Raw genomic sequence first — 23,996 nt, forward strand, 5'->3', positions numbered from 1 at the left:
GTCTTATTAGTAGATGTCATGTAACTATCGTAGGGTGAAGATAAACCCTACTCAGGACATGGTTATGACTTATAAAGATGAATATATTGCCTCGACCCAGCACCCCGATGAGTTTTGGTTAGAACAAGCACAAAAGCTAGCGTGGTTTCAACCTCCTCAAAAAGGATGCCAACCTACAGATAATGGTTACTTCGACTGGTTTAGGGGAGGGCAGCTTAACACCAGCTATTTAGCGCTTGATCATCACGTAAAAAATGGTCGTGGCGATAAAACTGCGCTTATTTATGACTCACCTGTTACACAAACCACTCAGCACTTTACTTACAAAGAGCTATTAAACCGTGTTGCCGAGTTCGCAGGCGGCTTATCTCGCTTGGGTGTGACGAAAGGCGACCGCGTGATTATCTACATGCCCATGATCCCGCAAGCAGTGATCGCGATGCTTGCTTGCGCCCGGTTGGGAGCTGTGCACTCTGTGGTGTTTGGTGGCTTTGCCGCAAATGAGCTTGCAGTACGAATAGATGACGCAAAACCGGTAGTTATTGTTACTGCGTCATGTGGCATTGAAGGCAATAAAGTTCTACCGTACAAACCTCTTGTTGATGAAGCAATATCATTAGCAGAGCACAAACCACAGGCATGCGTGTTGTATCAACGCGCTCAGTTAATTGCTGAGTTAAATGAAGCAACTGACCACGATTGGCTCTCTCTGGTTGAAGCTAGCGTGCCAGCTTCTCCTGTTGCCGTCGATGCAACTGACCCGCTTTATGTTCTTTATACTTCAGGTACAACCGGTAAACCCAAGGGGGTCGTTCGAGATAATGGCGGGCACGCGGTTGCTCTTCATTATTCAATGGGCGCGATTTACGGTATTAGTGAGGACGATATTTTCTGGGCTGCATCGGATGTTGGTTGGGTGGTCGGTCATTCATATATTGTCTATGGCCCGCTCATAAAAGGCGCAACGACGGTACTGTACGAAGGAAAGCCCATTGGCACTCCTGATGCCGGTGCATTTTGGTGTATGATAGAGTCTCACAAAGTGAATGTGCTTTTTGCAGCTCCAACAGCATTTAGAGCGATACGAAAAGCGGACCCTGATGCTGAGTTTTTATCTAAATACAATACGTCGAGCTTGCGTACCTTATTTATGGCGGGTGAACGTCTAGATCCGCCAACATACTTCTGGGCGAGCGAGAAAGTAGGTGTTCCTGTTATCGACCATTGGTGGCAAACCGAAACTGGCTGGCCAATTTGTTCAAACCCGATGGGGCTTGAGCCAATGGCTACGAAACCCGGTTCATCAAGCGTGCCTACACCTGGGTTTAACGTAAAGGTATTGCAAGGAACTGATGAACAGCAAATAACCGGTGAAAAAGGCGCTATTGCTATCAAGTTACCGCTTCCCCCAGGTTGTTTGACAACGATTTGGCAAGACCATCAACGGTTTGTTGATGGCTATTTACGAGAATTTGAAGGGTATTACAGTACCGGAGATAACGGGTACGTAGATGAAGATGGCTACGTATTTATAATGGGTCGCACCGACGATGTCATAAACGTTGCCGGGCACCGGTTATCTACCGGTGAAATGGAAGAAGTGCTTGCAGGACATCCTGCCATTGCTGAATGTAGTGTAATAGGCATCCATGATGCACTGAAAGGGCAATTGCCAGTTGGATTGGTACTGCTAAAAGACGGCGTTACCGTTGATGAACAGGCACTTGAGCAAGATTTGGTTCAACGGGTTCGAGATAAAATCGGGCCAGTGGCGTGCTTTAAGCGAGCCATCGTCGTCAATCGTTTACCCAAAACCCGGTCAGGTAAAATACTCCGCAAACTGCTGCGTCAAATTGCAGCCAATGAATCTGTTGCCGTACCCTCAACCATCGATGATCCGTCAAGCGTAAGTGAGATTGAGACGCTCATGCGAGAGAAGGGCTTGGTCAACAAGCCCACGGCTGTTTAGCTAGTAGTAATATTCATCTGCCTGTGGAGCTGGCGGGTATACTTCAATAGCCACATATACAGCTGCTGCGGCGATGAGCGCCACAACAAAAGCACGTAGAATTCGCGAGTCAGTAATACCAGCTGTTGCTGACTCCTTATTGCCATGCACCATGGCAGGAACCAATTTTTGCTTCTTATACACGCTGTAAAATATTACCGCGCCTATATGAAGTGCGATAACGTAAAGTAACACATCAAAGGCAAGGTGATGCAGAGTGTTCATTAGCGCTAGTGTTTCTTCTCCGGCTAACTGGCGATAGGGACCGTCTAAGAAAATATCATCGGTCATGAACAATCCCGATACCGCTTGTATGGCAAGCAACACTAGCATAACGACCACAAACCATCCGCCTAAAGGGTTGTGGCCAATAGCGGGTTCGGACTGCCTATTAAATAAGGTTTTTATATAATTGAAAACCTTTCTGGGACCAGTAATAAAGCTACTGAACTTGGCGTGTTGCGTACCAACAAATCCCCAGATTATGCGGAAAACGATAAGGAATAAGGTGAAGTACCCAATGTAAAAGTGCCATTGCACTTTGTTTTCAAGCCATTCAACTGTTGCATATTGCGCTAAAAGGCTCGCTACAATAAGCCAGTGAAAAAGCCGGGTGGGAATATCCCATATAAGAGTTTTTTGCATAGTAAATTTAGTTGGGTTGTATTCTGACTTATCCACACTTGCCGTTCAGCGGTGACGCATAAGTACTCGGTCATCTGTTAATTGCCATAGCGTCGCTTAACTTACTCTATAAAACAAGTAGGCCCAACGGCAGAAAACCTCTGTTTGTCTTAGTGTTGCAATTAGGACATGTTGATCTTTGCATCAAAAATGCGCAGTAAAGCTCAACATGTCCTAAGCATCGTTTACTGAATTTTTTTACATCCGAGCTTGAAGTTTTGGCAAAGAACTATGCAGATTGGTAGTAGTTAAATCTTACCGATTCCTTGTTATGCCTATTTAATATGAATCTCACATTGCAATAGTGACGGCATTTGGCAAAATGCCTCACAGTTGAAGGTTTATAAAAGTGTAAAACGAAAAAATGAAAGTAGGATTATTTGGCGCCAACGGGCGTATGGGACGGGTTTTAGTTGAAGCGCTAGATTTAAGTGACGATGCACAACTTAGCGTGGCAACGGTACGCGATGATTCACCTTGGGTTGGACTAAATGTGGGCGAACTTGCGGGCATTGGCAAAAAAGACGTTGATTGTACTGCGCTATCAGATTTAAGTGGTAATGATGCAGATGTAATGATCGATTTCACCCTGCCTTCGGTTATTGAAAGTAATCTTACGTGGTGCGTTAAAAATAAAATGCCTGTTGTTATTGGAACTACTGGATTAAACGATTCACAGTTAGCGGCACTCGACGAAGCAGCAAAGCATATACCTATCGTATTTGCGGCTAATTACAGTGTGGGCGTAAATTTAATGCTTTCCCTAGTTCGACAAGCTGCAAGTGTGCTGGGTGAAACGGCTGACATCGAAATAACAGAAGCACATCACAGATTTAAACAAGACGCGCCTTCTGGTACAGCCATGGCCATTGGTGAAGCCATTGCTGACGAATTGGGCCGTGATTTAAAAACCTGCGCTGTATACGGCAGAGAAGGAAAAGAGCCTGAACGCGACCAAGGTACTATTGGCTTCGCAACAATTCGAGCCGGAGACATCGTCGGTGAACACACAGCCTTATTTGCAGATATTGGTGAGCGCCTGGAGATTACGCACAAGGCATCAAGTCGACTTACTTTTGCGAAAGGCGCAGTGCATGCAGCGAAGTGGTTGTATGGAAAAGAACCTGGTCTATACTCCATGGTTGATGTACTGGATTTAAAGCTATAGGCGTTTTTATGCCAGCATGCTGTAGCTAAATTAGCAGGCGAGCTTGAGGGCGTTATCAAAGTGTTAAACTAGAGTTGCACTTTAAATGAGCAATAAGCCGTACTTTCGGTGGTTCTGCGCAAAAATGGTGGTATAAGCGGTATTTTAGTAAATTATTACAAATAAATTTGCCATTTTCGGTCAGTGATGTATACTCGCCGGAATTTGCCAGAATTTCGTATTCTGAGGCCGCCAAAATGGCTGAAGAGTGCGGTTTTATTAGCTGCAAAGATCGTAAAACGGGATGTATTGTTATCAATAACTCCCGTTTTTTGTGGGGTTTGTGCAGAAAACTGCACAAACACATAGTTATCCTTAATCTGGAGGTTGACTTGGCTAATTCTGCCCTTTTGGTGTTAGAGGATGGTTCTGTTTTTAAAGGTACGGCGATAGGCGCTACAGGCTCCGCCGTTGGGGAAGTCGTTTTTAATACTTCCATGACCGGCTATCAAGAAATTCTCACCGACCCATCCTACGCTGAACAACTCATCACCCTTACTTATCCACACATTGGCAACACCGGCACTAACGAAGAAGACGTCGAAGCAGATAAAATCTGGTCGAAAGGTCTAATCATCCGTGACCTACCTCTTGTTGCTAGTAACTTTCGTCAACAGCAAACTTTGTCTGAATACCTTAAAGCGAAAGGCGTTGTGGGTATTGCCGACATTGATACACGTCGCTTGACGCGTATCTTGCGAGACAAAGGTGCACAAAACGGCTGCATTATTTGCTCTGATGAATTAGACGAGTCTAGCGCACTAGCGCAAGCAAAAGCTTTCCCTGGCCTTAAAGGCATGGATTTGGCAAAGGTAGTAAGTATTACTGAGCCAAAAACATGGACAGAGGGCAGTTGGGAACTTGGTAAAGGTTATGTAACACCAAGCGAGTTCAAATATCACGTTGTTGCTTTTGACTACGGTGTTAAAAATAATATTCTTCGCATGCTAGCTGACCGCGGTTGTAAAGTTACGTTAGTACCAGCGCAAACGCCTGCTGAAGACGTACTAGCCATGAATCCTGATGGTGTATTTTTGTCAAATGGCCCAGGCGACCCAGAGCCATGTGACTACGCAGTAACCGCAATCAAAACTATCGTCGAAACCGGTACGCCTGTATTCGGTATTTGTCTTGGTCACCAGCTACTTGCTATCGCAAGTGGTGCGAAGACAGTGAAGATGAAGTTTGGTCACCACGGTGCAAACCACCCGGTTAAAGACCTTAAGCGCAATGTAGTTATGATCACTAGCCAAAACCACGGTTTTGCAGTTGATGAGTCTAGCTTGCCAGATAACCTAGAAGTAACTCACATTTCGTTGTTCGACAAGTCGCTGCAGGGTATTCACCGCACCGACAAGCCTGCGTTCAGCTTCCAGGGTCACCCTGAAGCCAGCCCAGGTCCTCATGAAGCGGCACCGTTATTCGACCACTTCATCGAACTTATTGAACAACACAAGCAGTAGGAATTAGCCCGCTATGCCAAAACGTACCGACATACAAAGTATTCTTATCATTGGTGCTGGCCCTATTGTTATCGGCCAGGCTTGTGAATTCGATTATTCAGGCGCGCAAGCGTGTAAAGCCCTTCGAGAAGAAGGCTACCGTGTTATTTTGGTTAACTCTAACCCAGCAACCATTATGACCGACCCAGAAATGGCAGATGCGACTTATATCGAGCCTATTCACTGGGAAGTAGTTCGCAAGATCATTGAAAAAGAACGTCCAGATGCCATCTTACCTACAATGGGTGGACAAACTGCGCTTAACTGTGCGCTAGAGCTAGACAAGCACGGCGTACTTGAAGAGTTCGGTTGTGAGCTCATCGGTGCAACGGCAGATGCAATCGACAAAGCAGAAAACCGCGAGCGCTTTGACAAAGCAATGAAAAACATCGGCCTTGAATGTCCACGTGCGGAAATCGCGCACAGCATGGATGAAGCGCACGATGTACTAAGCCGCATCGGCTTCCCTTGTATCATTCGTCCGTCTTTCACCATGGGTGGAACCGGCGGCGGTATCGCGTACAACATTGATGAATTTAATGAAATTTGTCACCGTGGCTTAGACCTTTCTCCTACCAACGAGCTTCTTATCGATGAATCGTTGCTAGGTTGGAAAGAGTACGAAATGGAAGTAGTACGCGATAAAGCAGATAACTGCATTATTGTATGTACTATCGAAAACTTCGACCCTATGGGCGTGCATACCGGCGACTCAATCACAGTTGCTCCAGCACAAACCCTGACTGACAAAGAATTCCAGCTAATGCGTAATGCAGCGATGGCTGTACTGCGCGAGATTGGTGTTGAAACCGGTGGTTCAAACGTACAGTTCGGTGTAGATCCGAAAACTGGTCGTGTAGTAATCATCGAAATGAATCCTCGCGTATCGCGTTCATCAGCGCTTGCTTCGAAAGCAACAGGTTTCCCAATTGCGAAAGTAGCAGCGAAACTTGCGGTAGGTTATACGCTAGATGAATTAGCAAACGACATTACAGGTGGCCTAACGCCAGCATCTTTCGAGCCGTCTATCGACTACGTAGTGACTAAGATCCCACGCTTTAACTTTGAGAAGTTTGCCGGTGCTAACGACCGACTGACTACTCAAATGAAGTCGGTAGGTGAAGTGATGGCCATTGGCCGTAACCAGCAAGAATCACTGCAAAAAGCCCTTCGCGGTCTTGAAGTAGGTGCGACAGGCCTTAACCCAATGGTTGACCTTGAAGACCCTGAATCACGCAATAAAGTGGTTTTTGAACTTCGTCAGCCTGGTGCAGAGCGCATTTGGTACATCGGTGATGCATTCCGTATGGGCATGACGGTTGAAGAGGTATTTAACCTTACCAATATCGACCGCTGGTACCTTGTACAGCTTGAAGATCTTATTCTTCTTGAAGCTAAAGTAGCAGAGCTTGGTTTACCAGGTATTGATGCTGACTTTATGCGCGCACTTAAGCGTAAAGGCTTCTCTGATGCGCGTCTTGCTGAGCTAACCAAAGTGGCAGAAAGCGATATTCGTGAAACCCGTCGTGACTTTGGTATTTCTCCTGTCTACAAGCGTGTAGATACTTGTGCAGCAGAATTCTCTACCAGTACAGCTTACATGTACTCAACGTATGACGAAGAGTGTGAAGCAGCGCCAACTGACGAAGACAAGATCATGGTTTTGGGCGGCGGTCCAAACCGAATTGGTCAAGGTATTGAGTTCGACTACTGCTGTGTTCACGCGGCGCTTTCAATGCGTGAAGACGGTTACGAGACCATTATGGTTAACTGTAACCCTGAGACAGTATCTACCGACTACGACACATCAGACCGTCTGTACTTCGAGCCAGTAACGCTGGAAGATGTACTTGAAATCGTTGCTAAAGAGCAGCCGAAAGGCGTTATCGTGCAATATGGTGGTCAAACGCCACTTAAACTTGCGCGTGCACTAGAGGCGGCGGGTGTACCGGTTATCGGTACCTCACCAGAAGCGATTGACCGTGCCGAAGACCGTGAGCGCTTCCAGCAAATGGTGAACAAGCTTAACCTCAAGCAGCCTGCGAATGCCACGGTAACTAACGTTGAGCAAGCGCTAACTATGGCTGAAGAGATTGGCTTCCCGCTAGTGGTTCGTCCAAGCTACGTGCTAGGTGGTCGTGCGATGGAAATCGTGTATGACCTCAAAGATCTTAAGCGTTACCTTAATGAAGCGGTTAAAGTGTCCAACGACGCGCCAGTATTGCTAGACCGTTTCTTGGATGATGCTATTGAAGTTGATATCGACGCTATTTGCGACGGTAAAGACGTAGTGATTGGCGGCATCATGGAACACATTGAACAAGCGGGTGTTCACTCTGGTGACTCTGCGTGTTCATTACCTCCACACTCGCTTTCAAAAGAGATTCAAGATGTCATGCGCGAACAAGTTAAAGCCATGGCGCTTGAACTTGGCGTAGTCGGTCTGATGAACACACAATTTGCGATTAAAGATGGTGAAGTATACCTAATCGAGGTTAACCCTCGTGCAGCACGTACCGTTCCATTCGTTTCTAAGGCAACGGGTGTACCTCTTGCTAAAGTTGCAGCACGTGTAATGGCTGGCGTGAGCCTAGCCGAGCAGGGCGTAACAGAAGAAGTGATTCCACCTTTCTACTCTGTGAAAGAAGTGGTGCTTCCATTTGCTAAGTTCCAAGGTGTTGACCCACTGCTAGGCCCAGAGATGCGCTCAACGGGTGAAGTAATGGGCGTTGGCGATACCTTCGAAGAAGCCTATGCTAAAGCTAACTTAGGTGCGGGTGCGCCACTACCTAAGCAAGGTAAAGCGTTAATTTCAGTACGTGATAACGACAAGCCTCGTATGATCGCACTGGCAAAAGCGTTAGTCGAAGCGGGCTTCAGCATTGAAGCTACCCGCGGTACGGCTACCGAGCTTTATGATGCAGGCATCATGAGTACTGTGGTTAATAAGATGTCTGAAGGCCGCCCTAATATTGTTGATGCAATCAAAAATGGCGAATACGCGTATTTGATTAATACAACAGAAGGTCGTCAAGCCATCACCGACTCAGTGTACATTCGTCGTGAAGCCTTGCTAAACAAGGTAACCTACACCACGACAATGAACGCAGCGTTCGCAACTATCCGTGCTAAGTCTGCTGATGACCGCAATAAAGTGGCGTCAGTTCAAGAACTACACGCTAGACTCAAACACTAATGACATACGCTAGGATACGAGGTATCCTAGCAATATTACATTTGTGTGAACGAATAAAAAGTGCGCCTTCGCGGCGCACTTTTCTGTTTAAATTACTAGCTAAGTGAGACGGTATTCATGAGTCAGTATCCAATGACAGCGCGCGGCGCTCAAATGCTGCGTGACGAATTAAATGAGCTAAAAACCAAAACACGCCCACGTATTATCGAGTCTATTGCCGAAGCACGTGAACATGGTGACTTAAAAGAAAATGCTGAGTATCACGCGGCCCGTGAGCAGCAAAGCTTCTGTGAAGGCCGCATTCAAGATATTGAAGGCAAGCTATCAAATGCACAGATTATCGACGTTACCAAAATGGAAAATACGGGTAAGGTTATTTTCGGTACTACCGTAACCATTCTAAACGTCGATACCGATGAAGAAACCACCTACCGTATTGTTGGTGATGACGAAGCTGATATTAAGAACAACTTGATTTCGGTTAATTCACCTATCGCTCGTGGTCTAATAGGTAAAGAGCTTGATGACATGGTAACGATTCAAACGCCAGCCGGCGCAGTTGAAGTTGAAATCATCGAAGTAGAATATATCTAACTACGCAAGCCAGCAGAGTCCTTCTGCTGGCTATCTCCACTCCCATACTTTTTAATTATTCTCTGCTTTTCTCATACACTAGCTCATTTATTGATATCTTTTATCAGTTGCTAAGCCTTTTCGATACGGTGCAGAGAGATTCAAGTAAGTAATCATTGCTCAATCATCTTACTCTAAGTATGATTTTTCCTTTTGTTTTCGAAAGGATACATCATGGCTTATGATTTTGGTTCTCAGACGCTAGGGATAAAGAACCCATTTAAGACAGAAGGAGCGCTTAGAACACTGGGGGGTGTCTTAACGCTATTGTTAGCGGTTTACGTTGTTTTCACCGTACCGGCGATATTTGAAGCCAACAAGGTGAAAGGCTATACCTTGCTAGCGGTTGGTTTTGTTTTAGTAGTATCGGGAATACGCCATACGGCGGTTGGTATCCTTCAACTTATGCGCTTTTTTGTAGGTAGAACGGTTCCCACTTCACTGGCCTACAACTTCTCAAAATCTGAACAAGATGCTGCTCAGGCAGAGCAAAAATCCCTGCTTTACTCAAAAGAGTCACTGCACTCTATGCTTATGGGAAGACGAAATACTACCTTTGAGGAGCCAAAAGGCTGGCTCGCTCGGCTAGTTCACAGCGTTTTTCCTAAGCTTGTTTTCTTACCTTACCCGCTACGCCATCTTGCCCAAGAAATTTTAGCCATGGGGGCGACACTTATCGTGGGCTTAGTTACCTACGCCATCGTCTATTTTTTAGTAAGTAATGGCTTTGCAGGTGAAGTAGCAAAAATTGTCGTTATGCCTGTTCTTTCTTTGGTATTGCTTATCTATTTTGTTGCCAACTGGACCTCTACGGCAAAGGGCATCCATAACGAAGGAAACTCGCAACTTGCTAAAGCGGGAGGGTTGTCAATTGGTGTAATCATTGGATTAGCACTTGTCGTTCCTCTTGGTGCGGGTGTGTTTCTCGATGGTGTGGTGGGAAGTAATATCAATGAACTTAAAACCTGGTCTGAAGAACACGCTTTTTTTAGCGCTTGGCTGAACTTTGTATACCTTTTCATCAGTATCGGCGTGGTGATAGGTCTTGTATTTCCATTACTTAAAAAGCGCATGGATTTAGTGACACCACAAACTGAAGTCAGCGAATTTCGAGCAAACATGCAAGAGTCTGTTCATCCCAATGAGATTTTTATCAATATAGAAAACATCGTGCTGGCCAACCGTCGTTACAAGGAAGTCCCAAACAGAATATACGCCGATTTTGTTCCTAAGCTTAAAGAGCAGGCTGAAGGGAAGGGTAGTTTCGAAGGGGAATTACTGATAGAAACTCAGCCAACCCTCAGTGAGGGGTTAGCATTACCCAAAGGGGCTAAGGTAGCGTTGAGCGCTATTGCGCAAGTTGCCGTCGTTGTTGCCGCGGTATTGTTTTACTCATCTGGCGTACAGCTTGCTGAGCTACTACATCTGGTTATCAATATCGGTGTAGATAACAGCGCACTGTTGAATAATGCTTTTTCTATGGTCAATAATTTGCTCATGCTGATATTCGCTTGGCTTACTTTCAGAGCGGCAGGAAGTATTTTAAATAACGCGTCTCACATGTTTTGGGGCGAGCTGAACTTTAACTCTTTGCTGATGTACATGAAAACCGAAGGCACGTATACCGAGTCTAGAGTTTCAACAGGTATGGCAATTCACGATTCTACACGGTCTGAAAATGTCGTAGTTAGAAGCAGTATCACACCGTGGATCATTACTAGCCGAATTAACACTTCTATATTCGCCACTAGCGGTATGAACAATCTGGAAGCCCCGCGCTTTGTAATGGGGATGAACAAAAACGACGGAGAATTGAAGGAAATCGTCGACGAAATTAAAGCATTCTTACGCTGTAGAGAGACCATCGCTTCAATCACTAATGAATCAGACTTAGCCAATGCAAGTACCATTCATCAAGTTAATCAACAAACCCGAGCGTTTAATAAAAACCCTGACGATCGCCTAACACTTAAAGAGACGGAAGAAAGTGCAGGTTTTCTTCGAAACGAAAAAGACAGTGAGTGAGGAGTGAGGCATGGCTGATATTAAAACACTAGATACAAAAGTTGTGTACGAAAACAAATGGCTTCGCGTAAGAGAAGACAAAATACAACGCAGCAGTGGAAACGAAGGCATTTACGGCGTGGTGGAAAAGCCTGACTTCGCTATTATTTTGCCGATAGAAGGCGATACGGTTTACATGGTTGAGCAATATCGCTATACCATAAAAGAGCGCCAGCTTGAGTTGCCTCAAGGTGCATGGGAAAGTAACCCTGATGTCGACCCTGTTGAATTGGCGAAAGGTGAACTTAAAGAAGAGACTGGCTTAACTGCAGATTCAATGGAATATGTGGGTTTTCAATATTTAGCATACGGTTTTTGTAATCAGGGTTATCACATTTATGTAGCTAAAGGCCTCACCCAAGGCGCACAAAAACTCGATGTTGAGGAAGAAGACTTGCGCGTTGTTTCACTCCCCTTAAATGAGTTAAAGGAGAAAATAAAACGTGGAGAAATCAAGGACGCAAGCACCTGTAACGCAGTGGGGTTAGCCATGCTTAAGGGGATTATCTAAACACCCTGTTACAATTTGCTGACTGTTTTTTTCTTTCTGAGAAGCTAGGGTTTACAGTTTATAACTAAAAACCATTTATAAAGAGATATTTATGGCGTTCAAAGGAAGCTTTTCCATTACTCAATGGGACGAAGACACACTTAGTGAAAGATCAGAGGGAATTAAGGTATCTCACGCTAGTATTAAGCAGGTGTATTCTGGTGAAATGAGTGGCGAATCTAATGTCGAGTTTTTGATGTCTTATCAATCTCAGATGTCTGCCAAATTTACCGGGTTTGAAACCTTCGTTGGCGTAGTAAACGGTATGCGCGGCACGGTTACTTTTCAGCATGCCGGTAAGTTTGAGAATGGAGTTGCAAGCAGCGAATTTATATCAATTGAAGGGTCTGCTACAGGTGAACTGACGGGAAAAAACCTTCGAGGTAACTTTAAGTCTGGTGAATCGGGTAAAGCTGATTACGCCATTGAAATCGACAACGCGTGAGTAATGGGTAAGTGCCAACGAAAAGCGATTTTTTAAGCCAAAAAAAACGGCGCCCAAAGGCGCCGCTAAAAGTTGGGAAACAAACCAAGAAACTAACTATTAATTTTCAATTAAACGAGAACCAATCTCTATTTGACGAGGTTTCTTGGCTTCAGGAATGACTCGCTCCATATCGATGTGTAGCAGACCGTTTTCCATATCTGCAGCTAGCACTTTTACATGGTCGCCAAGTTGGAATTTACGCTCAAAGTTACGCTCTGAAATGCCCTTGTGTAAGAACTTACGCTCTTTGCTTTCTTTATCGTCCGCTTCCGTTTTCTTCGTGCCCGTAATCGTCAACGTGTTTTCTTCAACCTGAATAGAAACGTCGTCTTTACTAAAGCCGGCAATGGCCATGGTTACACGATACTTGTCATCGCCAAGTAACTCTATGTTATACGGCGGGTAGGTACTTTGCTTCTCAGCACGAGATGCTGCATCAATTAATGACGCTAGGTGATCAGAACCAATGAATGAACGGTAAAGTGGAGATAGATCGATAGTACGCATAGTCATATCCTCAAAATTAAGCAATATGTTAAAAGTTTAAATGCCCCGACTCTGCGGCGGCGGTTTTGTCGACCTGACCTTTCAGCGCCGACAAATCAGATATAGGAATGGTCCAAATACTTTTCAAGAAAGAAAATGCATATTTTTTCCAAAAAACTTGGATTTAATTTTAAGTGTATGTATTTATTGGTTTTATTTGTTTCTTTTTTTACGGCATGAAATGAATCGCATGCTTTTCAATAAATATTGAGAAAAAACCTCACATACAATAAGTGTATGCGATGTTTTTTATAAAATATTTAGCAATTGTTTAACCAATCCGGTTGTTTATAAATGCTACAATTTGGTTAAGCAAAATGTCTTACCACTTTTATTTGTAAATTTAAAAAATGAAGAAAGAAGTTATAGTTTTAAATTGCGGCAGTTCGTCCGTAAAGTTCGCGATAATTGACGCTGACACTGGAGAGGCTGGACTGTCTGGTATTGCTGAAGCACTAGGTAATAGTGATGCTAGTTTGTCTTACAAGTTAAACGGCAAAAAAGAAAAACGCGCACTACCTGAAAAAGCTGGCCATACCGAAGCGTTAAGCGCAATTTCAGAAGTTATCGCTAGTACGGGCGTTAAGCCTATCGCAATAGGGCATCGTGTTGTTCATGGTGGTGAAAAGTTTAAGCAGGCTGCACTTGTCGATGATAGCGTACTAAAAGCAATTGAAGATTATGCAAGCATGGCTCCGCTTCATAATATGGCGAACCTAAAGGGGATCGTCACGGCGCAAGAGGCTTACCCTGACCTGCCTCACGTAGTCGTATTTGATACTTCTTTCTTTCAAACCTTACCCCAAAAAGCCTTTATTTATGCTTTACCCATGTCGCTTTATCGCGAGCACGGCATAAGACGCTACGGATTCCATGGAACCAGTCACAAGTTCATACTTGATAGCATGGCAAAAATTCTTGAGAAGCCGGTTTCAGATACCAGCATTATCAGTGCCCACCTAGGCAATGGCTGCAGTGTGTCGGCTATAGAAAAAGGTGTGGCGGTAGACACAAGCCTTGGCTTTATTCCTCTTGAAGGCTTAGTTATGGGCACTCGCTGTGGCGACTTAGATCCGAGTCTACCGGGAACGCTGCAGAAGAAGCTTGGCAAAACCGTAGATGAGATAAGTGATTTACTGAACAAACAGTCTGGATTACTTGGTATCTCAGAGCTGAGTAACGACTGTCGAACCCTTGAAGATGCGGCGCTTGAAGGTCACGAAGGTGCATTATTGGCCATTGAAATTTTTTGCTATCGCTTAGCTAAATACATCGCGGGTTATATGGTAGCCGTGCCCACGTTAGACGCTATTGTATTTACAGGCGGAATAGGGGAGAACTCATCGCTTATTCGTGAGACAACTATGGGGTATTTCGCCCACTTTGGAATTAGCTTAGATGAGCAAAGAAATGCCGACGCGCGATTTGGTCAAGGTGGAAAGATTACCGCTGATACCGCGTCTACGGCAGTTTATGTTGTGCCTACAAATGAAGAATGGGTGATAGCCGCAGAAGCTGCAACCTTCGCGTAAATTATATAAGCAACGCCAACGCGTTAGCAAAAGCAGGAGTAACTATGTCTCGCAGAATTATGTTGATCCCCGTAGGCACCAGTGTGGGCCTAACTACGGTCAGCATGGGCCTTGTTCGTGCTATCGAGGAACAAGGCATAAAGCTCAATTTCTTTAAGCCCGTTGCACAGCCACGCAAAGGCGATAACGGCGAAGAGCGCTCTACAGCAATTATTGCGCACCATGCCAGTGTGTCGCCCATCACGCCTTTCGAGCTTGAATACGTAGAGCGAATGATCAGTAACGACAGCACCGATGAGCTCTTAGAGGAGATCATCGAGCGGTTTGAAGAAAGCAGTGTTCAAGAGGCTGTTACTGTTATTGAAGGATTGGTGACAACTCGCCATCATCCTTACGCAGAGCGCCTGAATTTAGAAATTAGTCGGGCACTTGATGCCGACATCGTTTTCGTGGCTGTGCCGGGAAATGAGTCGACCACGGATATCAATCATCGCCTCGAAATCGTTGTAGACACCTATGGCGGTCACAAAAGTCAAAAAGTAGTGGGCTGTATCTTTAACAAAGTTAACGCGCCTTTTGATGAACATGGTCGCTTACGCGCTGATATTGGCGCAATCGAAGCCCCTGAGCACGACGAAGAGCGAACCCAAGCGTTACGTGATTTGCCTATTTTCAAAAAGGGCTTGAGTCTACTTGGCACAATTGACTGGAGCGCTGATTTAGTATCTCCTCGCGCCACTGACGTAGCGAAGCATCTTAACGCTAGCTTGTTAAACGAAGGCGAGCTGGCTGAGCGGCGTTTAAGTAGTGTCACGTTTTGCGCGCGAGAAATTCACAACATGACGCACACCTTAAAGCCGGGGGCGCTACTTGTAATGTCGGGTGATCGCGGCGATGTTTTTGTTTCGTGCTGTTTAGCTGCATTAAACGGCACAAAGCTAGGCGCGCTCTTGCTTACCGGCGGCTATCAGCCGGATGAAAACATTATGGCGTTGTGTAGCCAAGCCATGGAAACGGGCTTACCGGTTATGCTGGTAAATTCCAATACGTGGCAAACAGCACAAGCACTTCACGCTTTTAATCAGGAAGTACCTGTAGATGACAGTAAACGCATTGAAAAGGTGATGGTTCACACGGCGGAAAGTTTAGACGCAAGTTGGGTAAATTCACTTACCCAAAAAGTGTCGCGCCAGAAAAAACTCTCTCCATCAGCGTTTCGTTTTTACCTAACAAACCGTGCAAGGCAGGTAAATAAACGCATTGTGCTTCCTGAAGGAAACGAGCCAAGAACCGTGGTGGCGGCCTCTATTTGTGCCAAGCGGGGTCTTGCTCGTCCTGTATTGCTAGGCGATGAAACTGAGATTAGGCGGGTAGCAGAACAGCAAGGTGTTGTAGTGAGCGAAGGCGTTGAGATTCTCTCGCCGTCGGCCATTAAAAAAGACTATGTTGAGAGCTTAGTGGCGCTACGCGGCCATAAAGGTGTGACGGAAGTGGTTGCCCAAGAGTTGTTAGAAGATAATGTAACTCTGGGCACGATGATGCTTCAGCAAGATGACGTGGATGGATTAGTGTCAGGTGCAGTAAATACAACTGCGAACACTATTCGCCCAGCGCTCCAGTTAATAAAGACCGCTGAAAACGCGTCTTTGGTGTCGTCAGTATTTTTTATGCTGTTGCCTGACCAAGTTTTGGTTTACGGCGACTGTGCAATTAACCCAGATCCCAACGCTCAACAGCTCGCTGATATTGCTATTCAATCTGCGGAATCTGCACAAATGTTTGGTATTGAACCGCGGGTTGCGATGATTAGCTACAGCACTGGTTCGTCAGGTGCAGGAAGCGATGTAGAAAAGGTGAGAGAAGCGACCAAAATTGCGCAAAGCCTTCGCCCTGATTTACTTATTGATGGTCCACTTCAATACGATGCAGCGGCTATCGAAAGTGTGGGCAAGAGCAAGGCACCAAATAGCCCTGTTGCTGGTAAGGCAAACGTGTTTGTTTTTCCTGACCTCAATACCGGAAATACCACTTACAAAGCGGTACAGCGTAGCTTCGATCTAGTGTGTATTGGCCCAATGCTGCAAGGCATGCGAAAGCCCGTTAACGATTTAAGTCGCGGTGCATTGGTTGACGATATTGTATTTACCATAGCACTTACTGCTATCCAGGCGGCAGGTAACGTTTAACAGGGTAGACTACCTATCTGTTGTAAGGTAGTTGCTGCTAACAAAAACGGCGCTACTTCAAATGAAGTTAGCGCCGTTTTTTATTTCTTAGTCTGATGCAGTGTGATGTTTTGCTAAGCTATTGACCTTGCGTAGCGACTATCCTCTGCTCCGTGCAGCAAGCTGCAATCTATGAACTACAAACTAAAGATTTTCTTTTAGCGGCCATTCATCACATCGCGTACTGCTTCACAATTTGTCCATCTTTCATAACAAAGCCCACTTTTTCCATAAGGCTCATATCATCTAGTGGGTTGCCGGGCACTGCGACGATATCTGCCAGCTTACCTTTTTCCAAACTTCCAAGGGTAGCTTCTTGTTTCAGTAAGCGGGCAGGGTTAATAGTAGCAGCTTGAATAGCCTGAATGGGGGTCATACCGAACTTCACCATCCGGGCAAACTGCTTAGGATTATCACCGTGAGGGTAAACCCCGGCATCGGAACCAAATACCATATTTACACCAGCTTTAACTGCCTTCTCAAAGTTTTCGCGCTGAGTTTTACCAACAATACGCTCTTTATTCAGGCTTTCTTCTAGAATACCGGCTTTCTCTCCTTCACCCAGAATATATTCAGTTACGTAAATATCCATAGAGAAGTAAGTACCGTTCTTTTTCGCTAAATCTATCGCTTCGTCATCAAGCAAACTTACGTGTTCTACTGAATCTACACCCGCTTTAATGGCTGCTTTAATGCCATTAGTGCCATGAGCATGAGTCGCTACTGTCAAACCACGTAAATGGGCCTCATCAATGAGGGCTTTCATTTCTTCGAATGTGTACTGCTGTGCACCTACTTTTGTGCCTTTAGACAAAACGCCACCTGTAGCGCAGAATTTGATCACGGTAGCGCCGTACTTAATATTTCGACGTACTTTTTTGCGTACTTCCCACGGGCCATCGGCTACACCTTCGCTATAATTGTCATACTCATAGGGCAAAAGATTGCTGTCACAATGGCCGCCAGTTACGCCTAGGCTTGGCCCAGCTACAAACATGCGCGGTCCCACTACGTCGCCCGCGTTGATGGCATCTCTTAACGCAACATCAGCAAAACCAGGTGCACCCACATTACGCACAGTGGTAAAACCTGCATCTAACGTTGCTTTAGCGTGTTTAACGCCAGTAATAGCCGCGCGGGGCAGTGATACTTCTAAACGCTTGTACCCGTGTCGAGTTGCATCACTGGTTAAGTGTACGTGCATATCCATTAACCCAGGCATTAGCGTTGCATTGCCTAAATCAATACGTGTTGCTTCGTTTGGAACTGTCAGGTCTTTAAGACGACCAGATGCAGTAATTATATTGTCCGTTACAATAACAGCCGCCTGTTTGACGACTTTCCCGTTAGCAACGTCAATCATGCGATCTGCAGTAATTACCGTTGTCTCTGCGAAAACAGCAGTAGAGCAAACAATGGCAGTGATAGAAAAGGTGAGTAGTTTTTTTGAAAAAAGAGAAACCCAGTTCACAAGTATTTCCTTAATTAGCACACATTGAACTTTGCAAAAAAACAAGTTCAACATGTCCTACATCGAGTTAGTATTATTATTGAATGACTATTGTGTCGGTACCTTTAACTTGTACAGATCAACTCTGTCTTCGTCTAAGAAGTAACGCACTAACAAATAGCAAAATAACTATAAACCAAACACCTAGCTCTTGAAGATGGTAATACGGTGTAAACCCTCTGGTTGCGACAACTGGCGCCGAAATATTACCTGCCATGAATTGAGGTAGCCGAGCAGTTATTTCGCCTCTGTGGTCTATAAAAGCCGTAATGCCATTATTTGTCGCTCTAACGACAGGGCGGCCTAACTCAAGGGCGCGCATTTGCGCTATCTGCAAATGCTGAGCAGGCCCATGTGAGTGACCAAACCACGCATCATTACTCACGGTTATGATCATGTCGGTATTTTCATATACATTTGCCATCACTTGATGAGGAAACGCAATTTCAAAACAGATAGCGGGGGCTAGGTGAATGCCGTTAGCTTCAAGGTTTGCCTGTTGATAGTCACCTCGAGAGAATGATGACATAGGTAAATCGAATAGGGGAGCGAGCGGGCGAAGCCAGTCTTCAAAAGGTACGAATTCGCCTACGGGCAATAGATGATGTTTCGAAAATCGGTTGTTGTGGAAATATTGATAGTCGGGATAAGCGGCATCTGGCGTACGTTTACCTAGCACAATTAGGTTGTTCCACGCTTCATCAGTTTCCCAGTTGTAATTAACAATACCCGTAATAAGTGCCGTGTTCTCTTGAAAGGCTCTTTCGTTAACTTTAGCAAGATAAGGTTGGGCTAATGGCTCAAGCTTGGGAACCGCGGCTTCAGGCCAAATGATGAGGTCGTTATCCCATAAGCTTTCAGTTAATTTCCAATAGGTGTCCATGGTTGGACCATCTTGCTCTGGCACCCATCGAAGACTTTGCGCGATGTTGCCTTGAGCCATGCCTACTGAGTAGGTTTTTTGGGGCGCAACCCAAGTATGTTGTTTAAGAAGGTAGCCACTGGTAAATAAGCACAGCGCCACTAGCATTGCGTTGGCGAAAGTTCGCTTATTGTGTATCAACGCAAATAGCGTAGCGCTGATAACGATAAGCGCGCTTATTCCCGTTTCTCCGATGATTGGCGCAAAGCCTGAAAGAGGGCTCTCTAGTTGACTATACCCTAAAGATAACCATGGAAAGCCGGTTAGCATCCAGCTTCGTAACCACTCCTCCGCAACCCAGAAAAGAGGTAACACCATTGGCCACAAGTGGGGAGAGAAGAACTTGGCGGTTAGCTTGGTGGCAAGCGCAGGATAAAGCGATAAGTAGCCACATAGCAACGCCATAATGCCAATAGATGCCGCAATGGGAAGCCCGCCAAAGTCGGCAATACTCACATGAACCCAACTTATACCCGCTCCAAACCATCCCGCACCGAACAGCCATCCGGCTAAAAATGGGCGATGTTTGAGCTTTATCACCTGACGTATAGCAAGTGCAAGCGCAGGAATAGTTAAAAGCCACATGTTAAAGGGAGCAAAAGCAAGGGTTAAGCTTGCACCACTTAGTAAAAGAAGAAGGTGGGGAGTAAACCGTTTCAGCATAGGAGTCATCTGATCGTGGTTAATAGAGTTGTTACGTCAACATAGGGTGAGCACGCATAAAATCATGCTGCCCTATGCTGAAACAGGCGTAGTTTGCGTTACTTCACTATTCGAGCGAAGGCACTGAAACCTTAAGTTGAATAAGTCGGCGCTTATCAGAGTTAGTCACTTTAAATTGAATGTCGCCAATGGTGATTTCGTCATTGGTTTCAGGCATATGACCAAACGCTTTCAGCACAATACCGCCAATAGTGTCGGCTTCTTCTTCGCTAAACTTGGTTTCAAAAAACTCGTTAAAATCGTCAACCGGCGTTAAGGCTTTAACAGAGTATGTTGATTTATTTAACGGGCGAATATCATCGGTACCATCTTCTTCCGTATCGTATTCGTCTTCAATTTCACCCACGATAATTTCAAGGATATCTTCAATCGTGACTAGACCAGACACACCGCCATATTCATCTACAACAATGGCCATGTGGTAGCGTTGCTGACGGAACTCTTTAAGCAGAACGTCCACGCGTTTGCTTTCTGGAACAATAACCGCTGGGCGAAGAATATCGCGAAGGTTAAATTCTTTTTCCGCGTTAAATGCAAAAGCCAAAAGATCTTTTGCTAACAGGATACCTTCGATGTGGTCTTTATCTTCGCTGATAACAGGGAAACGGGAGTGAGCAGATTCAAGCATTACAGGTAAAAACTCTTCTACCTTTTGCTCTACATCGATGGTGGTCATTTGAGCGCGAGGGATCATGATATCCCTTACTCGCATTTCATTTACCCCAATAACCCCTTCAATCATTTCGCGGGTTTGTGGGTCTATGATTTCGTTCTGTTCAGCATCAGTAATAACCGATACTAACTCTTCTTTACTTCTCGGCTCGCCAGAAATTGAATTTTTTAGTTTATCTAACCAACTCTTGCCTGATGAGCCGTTGGTAGAGTGAGGATTATCGTCGCTCATAATGTCCGTTTAATTGTTAGTTCAACGCCAACGTTAAAATGGTTCTCGCTGGTCGTCAATGTTTTATTGTTATTAAGTGTTAAAGTACTTAACTAACAATGGTTTATATTGAATTGTTAATCAATAGATTCGTAAGGATTAGCAATGCCAAGGTGCGCAAGAATATCAATTTCCTTGCTTTCCATTTCCTCAGCTTCCGCATCATCAATATGGTCGTAACCCATTAGATGCAATAGCCCGTGAACAGTCATGTGCGCGTAGTGGTTGCTTACGTCTTTATGCTGTTCTTCGGCTTCTCGACTAATAACGGGGGCACAAATAACCAGGTCGCCTAAAAGGTTTATTTCTATACCTGGAGGCGCTTCAAACGGAAAAGATAAAACATTTGTGGGTTTATCTTTTCCTCGGTATTCATGGTTAAGGCTTTGACTTTCGGCTTCGTCAGTAAAGCGAATGGTCACTTCTTGCTCAGCTAACCCTTCGTAATTGAGCACGGCGTTAGCCCAAAGCTCAAGTTCCGAAGGTGAGGGAATGGCCGACAAAATGGCCTCGTCACCTTCAAACGCTTGCTGTACATCAATAATGGCACTCACGATGCGTTGTCGTCTTTCGTTTGCGTGGCATTATCGTCTTGAGAAGCCTGTTCACGTTGAAGTCGCAACGCTTCTTCTTTACGTGCTTTGCGAAGACGCTCTTGTTCAGCATCGTGCACTTCATAGGCTCTTACGATGCGCGCAACCACAGGGTGGCGGACCACGTCTTCAGCGTTAAAGAAGTTGAAAGAAATGTCATCCACTTCACTTAACACTTCAATAGCATGACGAAGACCTGATTTTGCACCGCGAGGTAAGTCTACCTGCGTGATGTCACCGGTGATCACCGCTTTTGAATTGAAGCCAATACGGGTTAAGAACATTTTCATTTGCTCTACCGTGGTGTTTTGACTTTCATCCAGGATAATAAAGGCATCGTTCAGCGTTCGACCGCGCATATAGGCCAGCGGTGCAACTTCAATGACGTTGCGTTCCATAAGCTTTTCTACTTTCTCGAAGCCCAACATTTCAAATAGGGCGTCGTAAAGCGGACGAAGGTACGGGTCAACTTTTTGTGAAAGGTCGCCGGGTAAGAAACCGAGCTTTTCACCCGCTTCTACCGCCGGGCGGGTAAGCAAGATACGGCGAATTTCTTGTCGCTCAAGCGCGTCCACAGCAGCAGCGACCGCTAGGTAGGTTTTACCCGTACCGGCAGGTCCAATACCAAAAGTAATATCGTGGTTTACAATGTTCGCCACATATTGCGCTTGGTTAGGGTTACGCGGCTTAATCACACCGCGCTTGGTCTTAATATTGACTTCTTTGCCATAGCCGCCTGTTGCGTCTTTTTCAATAACGCGGGCTTCTTGAATGGCAAGATGAACTTGTTCTGCTTCTAGCTCGGGAATACGGCCCTTAATAGGCTGAGTTTCTATATAAAGAAGCTTAAGTAATTCGCTGGCACTTTTTATTTGCTGCGGTTCACCCAACACCTTGAATGCGTTATTTCGGTAGGTAATTTCTACCCCTAACCTGCGCTCAATTTGTTTAATGTTGTCATCAAAGGGGCCACATAAACTCGACAAACGTTTGCTATCTGCCGGTTCTAATTCAAATTCGTTACTAACCAATGTACTCAAGCTACTTTTTTCCTCGCTATAAAATGTATTTAGGCTGGGTTAAATTGACCCACGCCAAGCTCATCGGGCAAATCTGCCTGATGCTTTGCCATGATAGATTGGGGCGAAACGGCAACACGCAAGCCCATTTCGCTCTCTCTGCGCACAACTTCACCACGTAATGAGTTAGTGAATACGTCAGTGATGTTTACATCAACGAATTCGCCAATCATGTCTGGTGTGCCTTCGAAGTTCACTACACGGTTATTTTCAGTACGTCCCGAAAGCTCCATTGGGTTTTTCTTTGACGGACCTTCAACCAATATTCGCTGCTCTGTACCAACCATGTGACGAGCAATACGAAGAGCCTGTTGCGTAATACGCTGCTGTAGTAGGTGAAGACGTTGCTTCTTAGTTTCTTCACTTACGTCATCTACTGCGTCGGCAGCAGGCGTACCCGGGCGAGCACTGTAAATAAAGCTGAAGCTAAGGTCGTAATCGACTGCCTGAATCAAATCCATGGTGGCTTCAAAGTCGGCATCTGTTTCACCTGGGAAACCAATAATGAAGTCACTCGACAAACTAATGTTCGGGCGAATTTTCTTCAGCTTACGCATTTTAGACTTGTATTCGATTGCTGTATGGCCACGCTTCATCAAGTTCAATATACGGTCAGAGCCGCTTTGAACAGGCAAGTGTAGGTGGTCTACTAACTCCGGAATAGACGCGTATGCTTCTATAATGTCATCAGTAAATTCAACCGGGTGTGAGGTGGTGTAACGAATTCTGTCGATACCGTCTATGGCCGCTACCAATTCAAGCAGCTCAGAGAAACGACAAATTGTACCGTCGTAATTTTCACCGCGATACGCGTTAACGTTTTGACCTAGAAGATTTACTTCACGCACGCCTTGACCTGCAAGCTGAGCGATTTCAAGCAACACGTCGTCAACAGGGCGGCTTACTTCTTCACCGCGGGTGTAAGGCACAACACAGAATGTGCAGTATTTTGAACAGCCTTCCATGATTGAAACGAACGCCGTTGGACCTTCAGCACGTGGTTCAGGCAAACGGTCAAATTTTTCAATTTCCGGGAAGCTAACGTCAATGACTGACTTTGCGCCGCCCTGAAGCTGATTGATCATTTCAGGCAAGCGGTGCAGTGTTTGTGGACCAAATACTAAGTCTACGAAAGGCGCGCGCTGACGAATAGTATCGCCCTCTTGAGAGGCTACACAGCCGCCCACACCGATAATAAGTTCAGGTTTATCTTGCTTAAGTGTTTTCCAACGTCCCAGCTGGTGGAACACCTTTTCCTGTGCTTTTTCACGAATTGAGCATGTGTTAAGCAAAATAACATCGGCTTCTTCAGCACTTTCTGCAGCACTGTAGCCATGCGTTGAGTCTAGTAAGTCTGCCATTTTCTCCGAGTCGTACTCGTTCATTTGGCAGCCCCAGGTTTTGATATACAGCTTTTTAGTCATAACAACTATTCGATAACCTGTTAGTGTTCCTGTAAGTGAGAGCAGTTTCACCGTTGTTTAGAAAAGGTGGCTGCCAGAATGTTATTTTACGTAAGGCGCTTAAATCACCACGTAAAAAACACTGATAATGTCAGTTACAGGAAGATGTTCAAAATAGCCGCATATTTT

General features: G+C 45.3%; 18 protein-coding genes. 10 read left to right on the forward strand and 8 right to left on the reverse strand.

The genetic code is table 11. The annotated features are described in order from the left end of the window. The first annotated feature begins 64 nt into the window (after positions 1-64). Positions 65-1,969 (forward strand): propionyl-CoA synthetase, encoded by a 1,905-nt coding sequence (locus tag MHM87_RS16360; protein ID WP_239260247.1) that lies wholly within the window; start codon positions 65-67, stop codon positions 1,967-1,969. Here MHM87_RS16360 and MHM87_RS16365 read toward each other — a convergent pair whose 3' ends face one another. Further along, positions 1,970-2,653, reverse strand: a complete 684-nt coding sequence (locus MHM87_RS16365; RefSeq protein WP_049586859.1) for a cytochrome b/b6 domain-containing protein — start codon at positions 2,651-2,653, stop codon at positions 1,970-1,972. A gap of 403 nt (positions 2,654-3,056) precedes the next feature. On the opposite strand from MHM87_RS16365, the gene dapB reads away from it, so the two are divergent. The 7 genes from dapB (at position 3,057) to MHM87_RS16400 (ending at position 12,289) form a co-directional block, all read left to right on the forward strand. Then, on the forward strand, positions 3,057-3,860 hold the full coding sequence (gene dapB, locus MHM87_RS16370; RefSeq protein WP_014976121.1) for a 4-hydroxy-tetrahydrodipicolinate reductase: 804 nt from the start codon (positions 3,057-3,059) through the stop codon (positions 3,858-3,860). A gap of 371 nt (positions 3,861-4,231) precedes the next feature. Then, positions 4,232-5,362 (forward strand): glutamine-hydrolyzing carbamoyl-phosphate synthase small subunit, encoded by a 1,131-nt coding sequence (gene carA / locus MHM87_RS16375; protein WP_014948979.1) that lies wholly within the window; start codon positions 4,232-4,234, stop codon positions 5,360-5,362. A 13-nt stretch (positions 5,363-5,375) separates the two neighbouring features. Then, entirely contained in the window at positions 5,376-8,597 is a 3,222-nt protein-coding gene (carB, locus tag MHM87_RS16380) for a carbamoyl-phosphate synthase large subunit (protein ID WP_239260249.1), read from the forward strand. A 117-nt stretch (positions 8,598-8,714) separates the two neighbouring features. After that, entirely contained in the window at positions 8,715-9,191 is a 477-nt protein-coding gene (greA, locus tag MHM87_RS16385) for a transcription elongation factor GreA (RefSeq protein ID WP_014948981.1), read from the forward strand. Between the two features lie 213 nt (positions 9,192-9,404). Next, a complete protein-coding gene (locus MHM87_RS16390; protein ID WP_239260251.1) occupies positions 9,405-11,255 on the forward strand; it encodes a hypothetical protein in 1,851 nt (616 codons plus the stop codon). A 10-nt stretch (positions 11,256-11,265) separates the two neighbouring features. After that, positions 11,266-11,805 carry an NUDIX hydrolase gene (locus MHM87_RS16395; RefSeq protein ID WP_168462757.1) on the forward strand — a complete coding sequence of 180 codons (540 nt, stop codon included), beginning with the start codon at positions 11,266-11,268 and terminating at the stop codon, positions 11,803-11,805. A gap of 91 nt (positions 11,806-11,896) precedes the next feature. Continuing rightward, on the forward strand, positions 11,897-12,289 hold the full coding sequence (locus tag MHM87_RS16400) for a DUF3224 domain-containing protein (protein WP_014948986.1): 393 nt from the start codon (positions 11,897-11,899) through the stop codon (positions 12,287-12,289). A gap of 99 nt (positions 12,290-12,388) precedes the next feature. On the opposite strand, the gene MHM87_RS16405 is transcribed toward MHM87_RS16400, so the two are convergent. After that, positions 12,389-12,838 (reverse strand): Hsp20 family protein, encoded by a 450-nt coding sequence (locus MHM87_RS16405; RefSeq protein WP_014976128.1) that lies wholly within the window; start codon positions 12,836-12,838, stop codon positions 12,389-12,391. 389 nt (positions 12,839-13,227) lie between these two features. Here MHM87_RS16405 and MHM87_RS16410 point away from each other — a divergent pair, with 389 nt between their 5' ends. Both MHM87_RS16410 and pta read left to right on the forward strand, forming a co-directional pair. Next, entirely contained in the window at positions 13,228-14,409 is a 1,182-nt protein-coding gene (locus tag MHM87_RS16410) for an acetate kinase (RefSeq protein WP_049586785.1), read from the forward strand. Positions 14,410-14,453: 44 nt separating this feature from the next. Further along, positions 14,454-16,595, forward strand: a complete 2,142-nt coding sequence (pta, locus tag MHM87_RS16415; RefSeq protein ID WP_239260253.1) for a phosphate acetyltransferase — start codon at positions 14,454-14,456, stop codon at positions 16,593-16,595. A gap of 211 nt (positions 16,596-16,806) precedes the next feature. Here pta and MHM87_RS16420 read toward each other — a convergent pair whose 3' ends face one another. From MHM87_RS16420 to miaB, 6 genes are all read right to left on the reverse strand, one after another. Continuing rightward, positions 16,807-18,105, reverse strand: a complete 1,299-nt coding sequence (locus tag MHM87_RS16420; RefSeq protein WP_039230292.1) for an amidohydrolase family protein — start codon at positions 18,103-18,105, stop codon at positions 16,807-16,809. Between the two features lie 118 nt (positions 18,106-18,223). Then, positions 18,224-19,729 (reverse strand): apolipoprotein N-acyltransferase, encoded by a 1,506-nt coding sequence (gene lnt, locus MHM87_RS16425; protein WP_239260255.1) that lies wholly within the window; start codon positions 19,727-19,729, stop codon positions 18,224-18,226. Positions 19,730-19,835: 106 nt separating this feature from the next. Beyond that, on the reverse strand, positions 19,836-20,693 hold the full coding sequence (gene corC / locus MHM87_RS16430; protein WP_014948991.1) for a CNNM family magnesium/cobalt transport protein CorC: 858 nt from the start codon (positions 20,691-20,693) through the stop codon (positions 19,836-19,838). 116 nt (positions 20,694-20,809) lie between these two features. Beyond that, positions 20,810-21,286, reverse strand: coding sequence for an rRNA maturation RNase YbeY (gene ybeY / locus MHM87_RS16435; RefSeq protein WP_039225624.1), 477 nt, complete (start codon positions 21,284-21,286; stop codon positions 20,810-20,812). Next, positions 21,283-22,365 (reverse strand): PhoH family protein, encoded by a 1,083-nt coding sequence (locus MHM87_RS16440; RefSeq protein WP_039216249.1) that lies wholly within the window; start codon positions 22,363-22,365, stop codon positions 21,283-21,285. Before MHM87_RS16440 ends, ybeY begins: the two co-directional genes overlap by 4 nt. Before the next feature lie 29 nt (positions 22,366-22,394). Beyond that, a complete protein-coding gene (gene miaB, locus MHM87_RS16445) occupies positions 22,395-23,828 on the reverse strand; it encodes a tRNA (N6-isopentenyl adenosine(37)-C2)-methylthiotransferase MiaB (RefSeq protein WP_014948994.1) in 1,434 nt (477 codons plus the stop codon). Positions 23,829-23,996 lie beyond the last annotated feature (168 nt).

Origin of the sequence: Alteromonas sp. Cnat3-28 (assembly GCF_022348265.1) — a bacterium.
Taxonomy (GTDB): Bacteria; Pseudomonadota; Gammaproteobacteria; order Enterobacterales; family Alteromonadaceae; genus Alteromonas; species Alteromonas macleodii.

What these genes read in the sequence shown, in the direction of transcription:
- MHM87_RS16360 (WP_239260247.1), top strand. Translation starts at nt 65, where the DNA reads ATGACTTATAAAGATGAATATATTGCCTCGACCCAGCACCCCGATGAG.
- MHM87_RS16365 (WP_049586859.1), bottom strand. Translation starts at nt 2,653, where the DNA reads ATGCAAAAAACTCTTATATGGGATATTCCCACCCGGCTTTTTCACTGG.
- dapB (WP_014976121.1), top strand. Translation starts at nt 3,057, where the DNA reads ATGAAAGTAGGATTATTTGGCGCCAACGGGCGTATGGGACGGGTTTTA.
- carB (WP_239260249.1), top strand. Translation starts at nt 5,376, where the DNA reads ATGCCAAAACGTACCGACATACAAAGTATTCTTATCATTGGTGCTGGC.
- greA (WP_014948981.1), top strand. Translation starts at nt 8,715, where the DNA reads ATGAGTCAGTATCCAATGACAGCGCGCGGCGCTCAAATGCTGCGTGAC.
- MHM87_RS16390 (WP_239260251.1), top strand. Translation starts at nt 9,405, where the DNA reads ATGGCTTATGATTTTGGTTCTCAGACGCTAGGGATAAAGAACCCATTT.
- MHM87_RS16395 (WP_168462757.1), top strand. Translation starts at nt 11,266, where the DNA reads ATGGCTGATATTAAAACACTAGATACAAAAGTTGTGTACGAAAACAAA.
- MHM87_RS16400 (WP_014948986.1), top strand. Translation starts at nt 11,897, where the DNA reads ATGGCGTTCAAAGGAAGCTTTTCCATTACTCAATGGGACGAAGACACA.
- MHM87_RS16405 (WP_014976128.1), bottom strand. Translation starts at nt 12,838, where the DNA reads ATGCGTACTATCGATCTATCTCCACTTTACCGTTCATTCATTGGTTCT.
- MHM87_RS16410 (WP_049586785.1), top strand. Translation starts at nt 13,228, where the DNA reads ATGAAGAAAGAAGTTATAGTTTTAAATTGCGGCAGTTCGTCCGTAAAG.
- pta (WP_239260253.1), top strand. Translation starts at nt 14,454, where the DNA reads ATGTCTCGCAGAATTATGTTGATCCCCGTAGGCACCAGTGTGGGCCTA.
- lnt (WP_239260255.1), bottom strand. Translation starts at nt 19,729, where the DNA reads ATGCTGAAACGGTTTACTCCCCACCTTCTTCTTTTACTAAGTGGTGCA.
- corC (WP_014948991.1), bottom strand. Translation starts at nt 20,693, where the DNA reads ATGAGCGACGATAATCCTCACTCTACCAACGGCTCATCAGGCAAGAGT.
- miaB (WP_014948994.1), bottom strand. Translation starts at nt 23,828, where the DNA reads ATGACTAAAAAGCTGTATATCAAAACCTGGGGCTGCCAAATGAACGAG.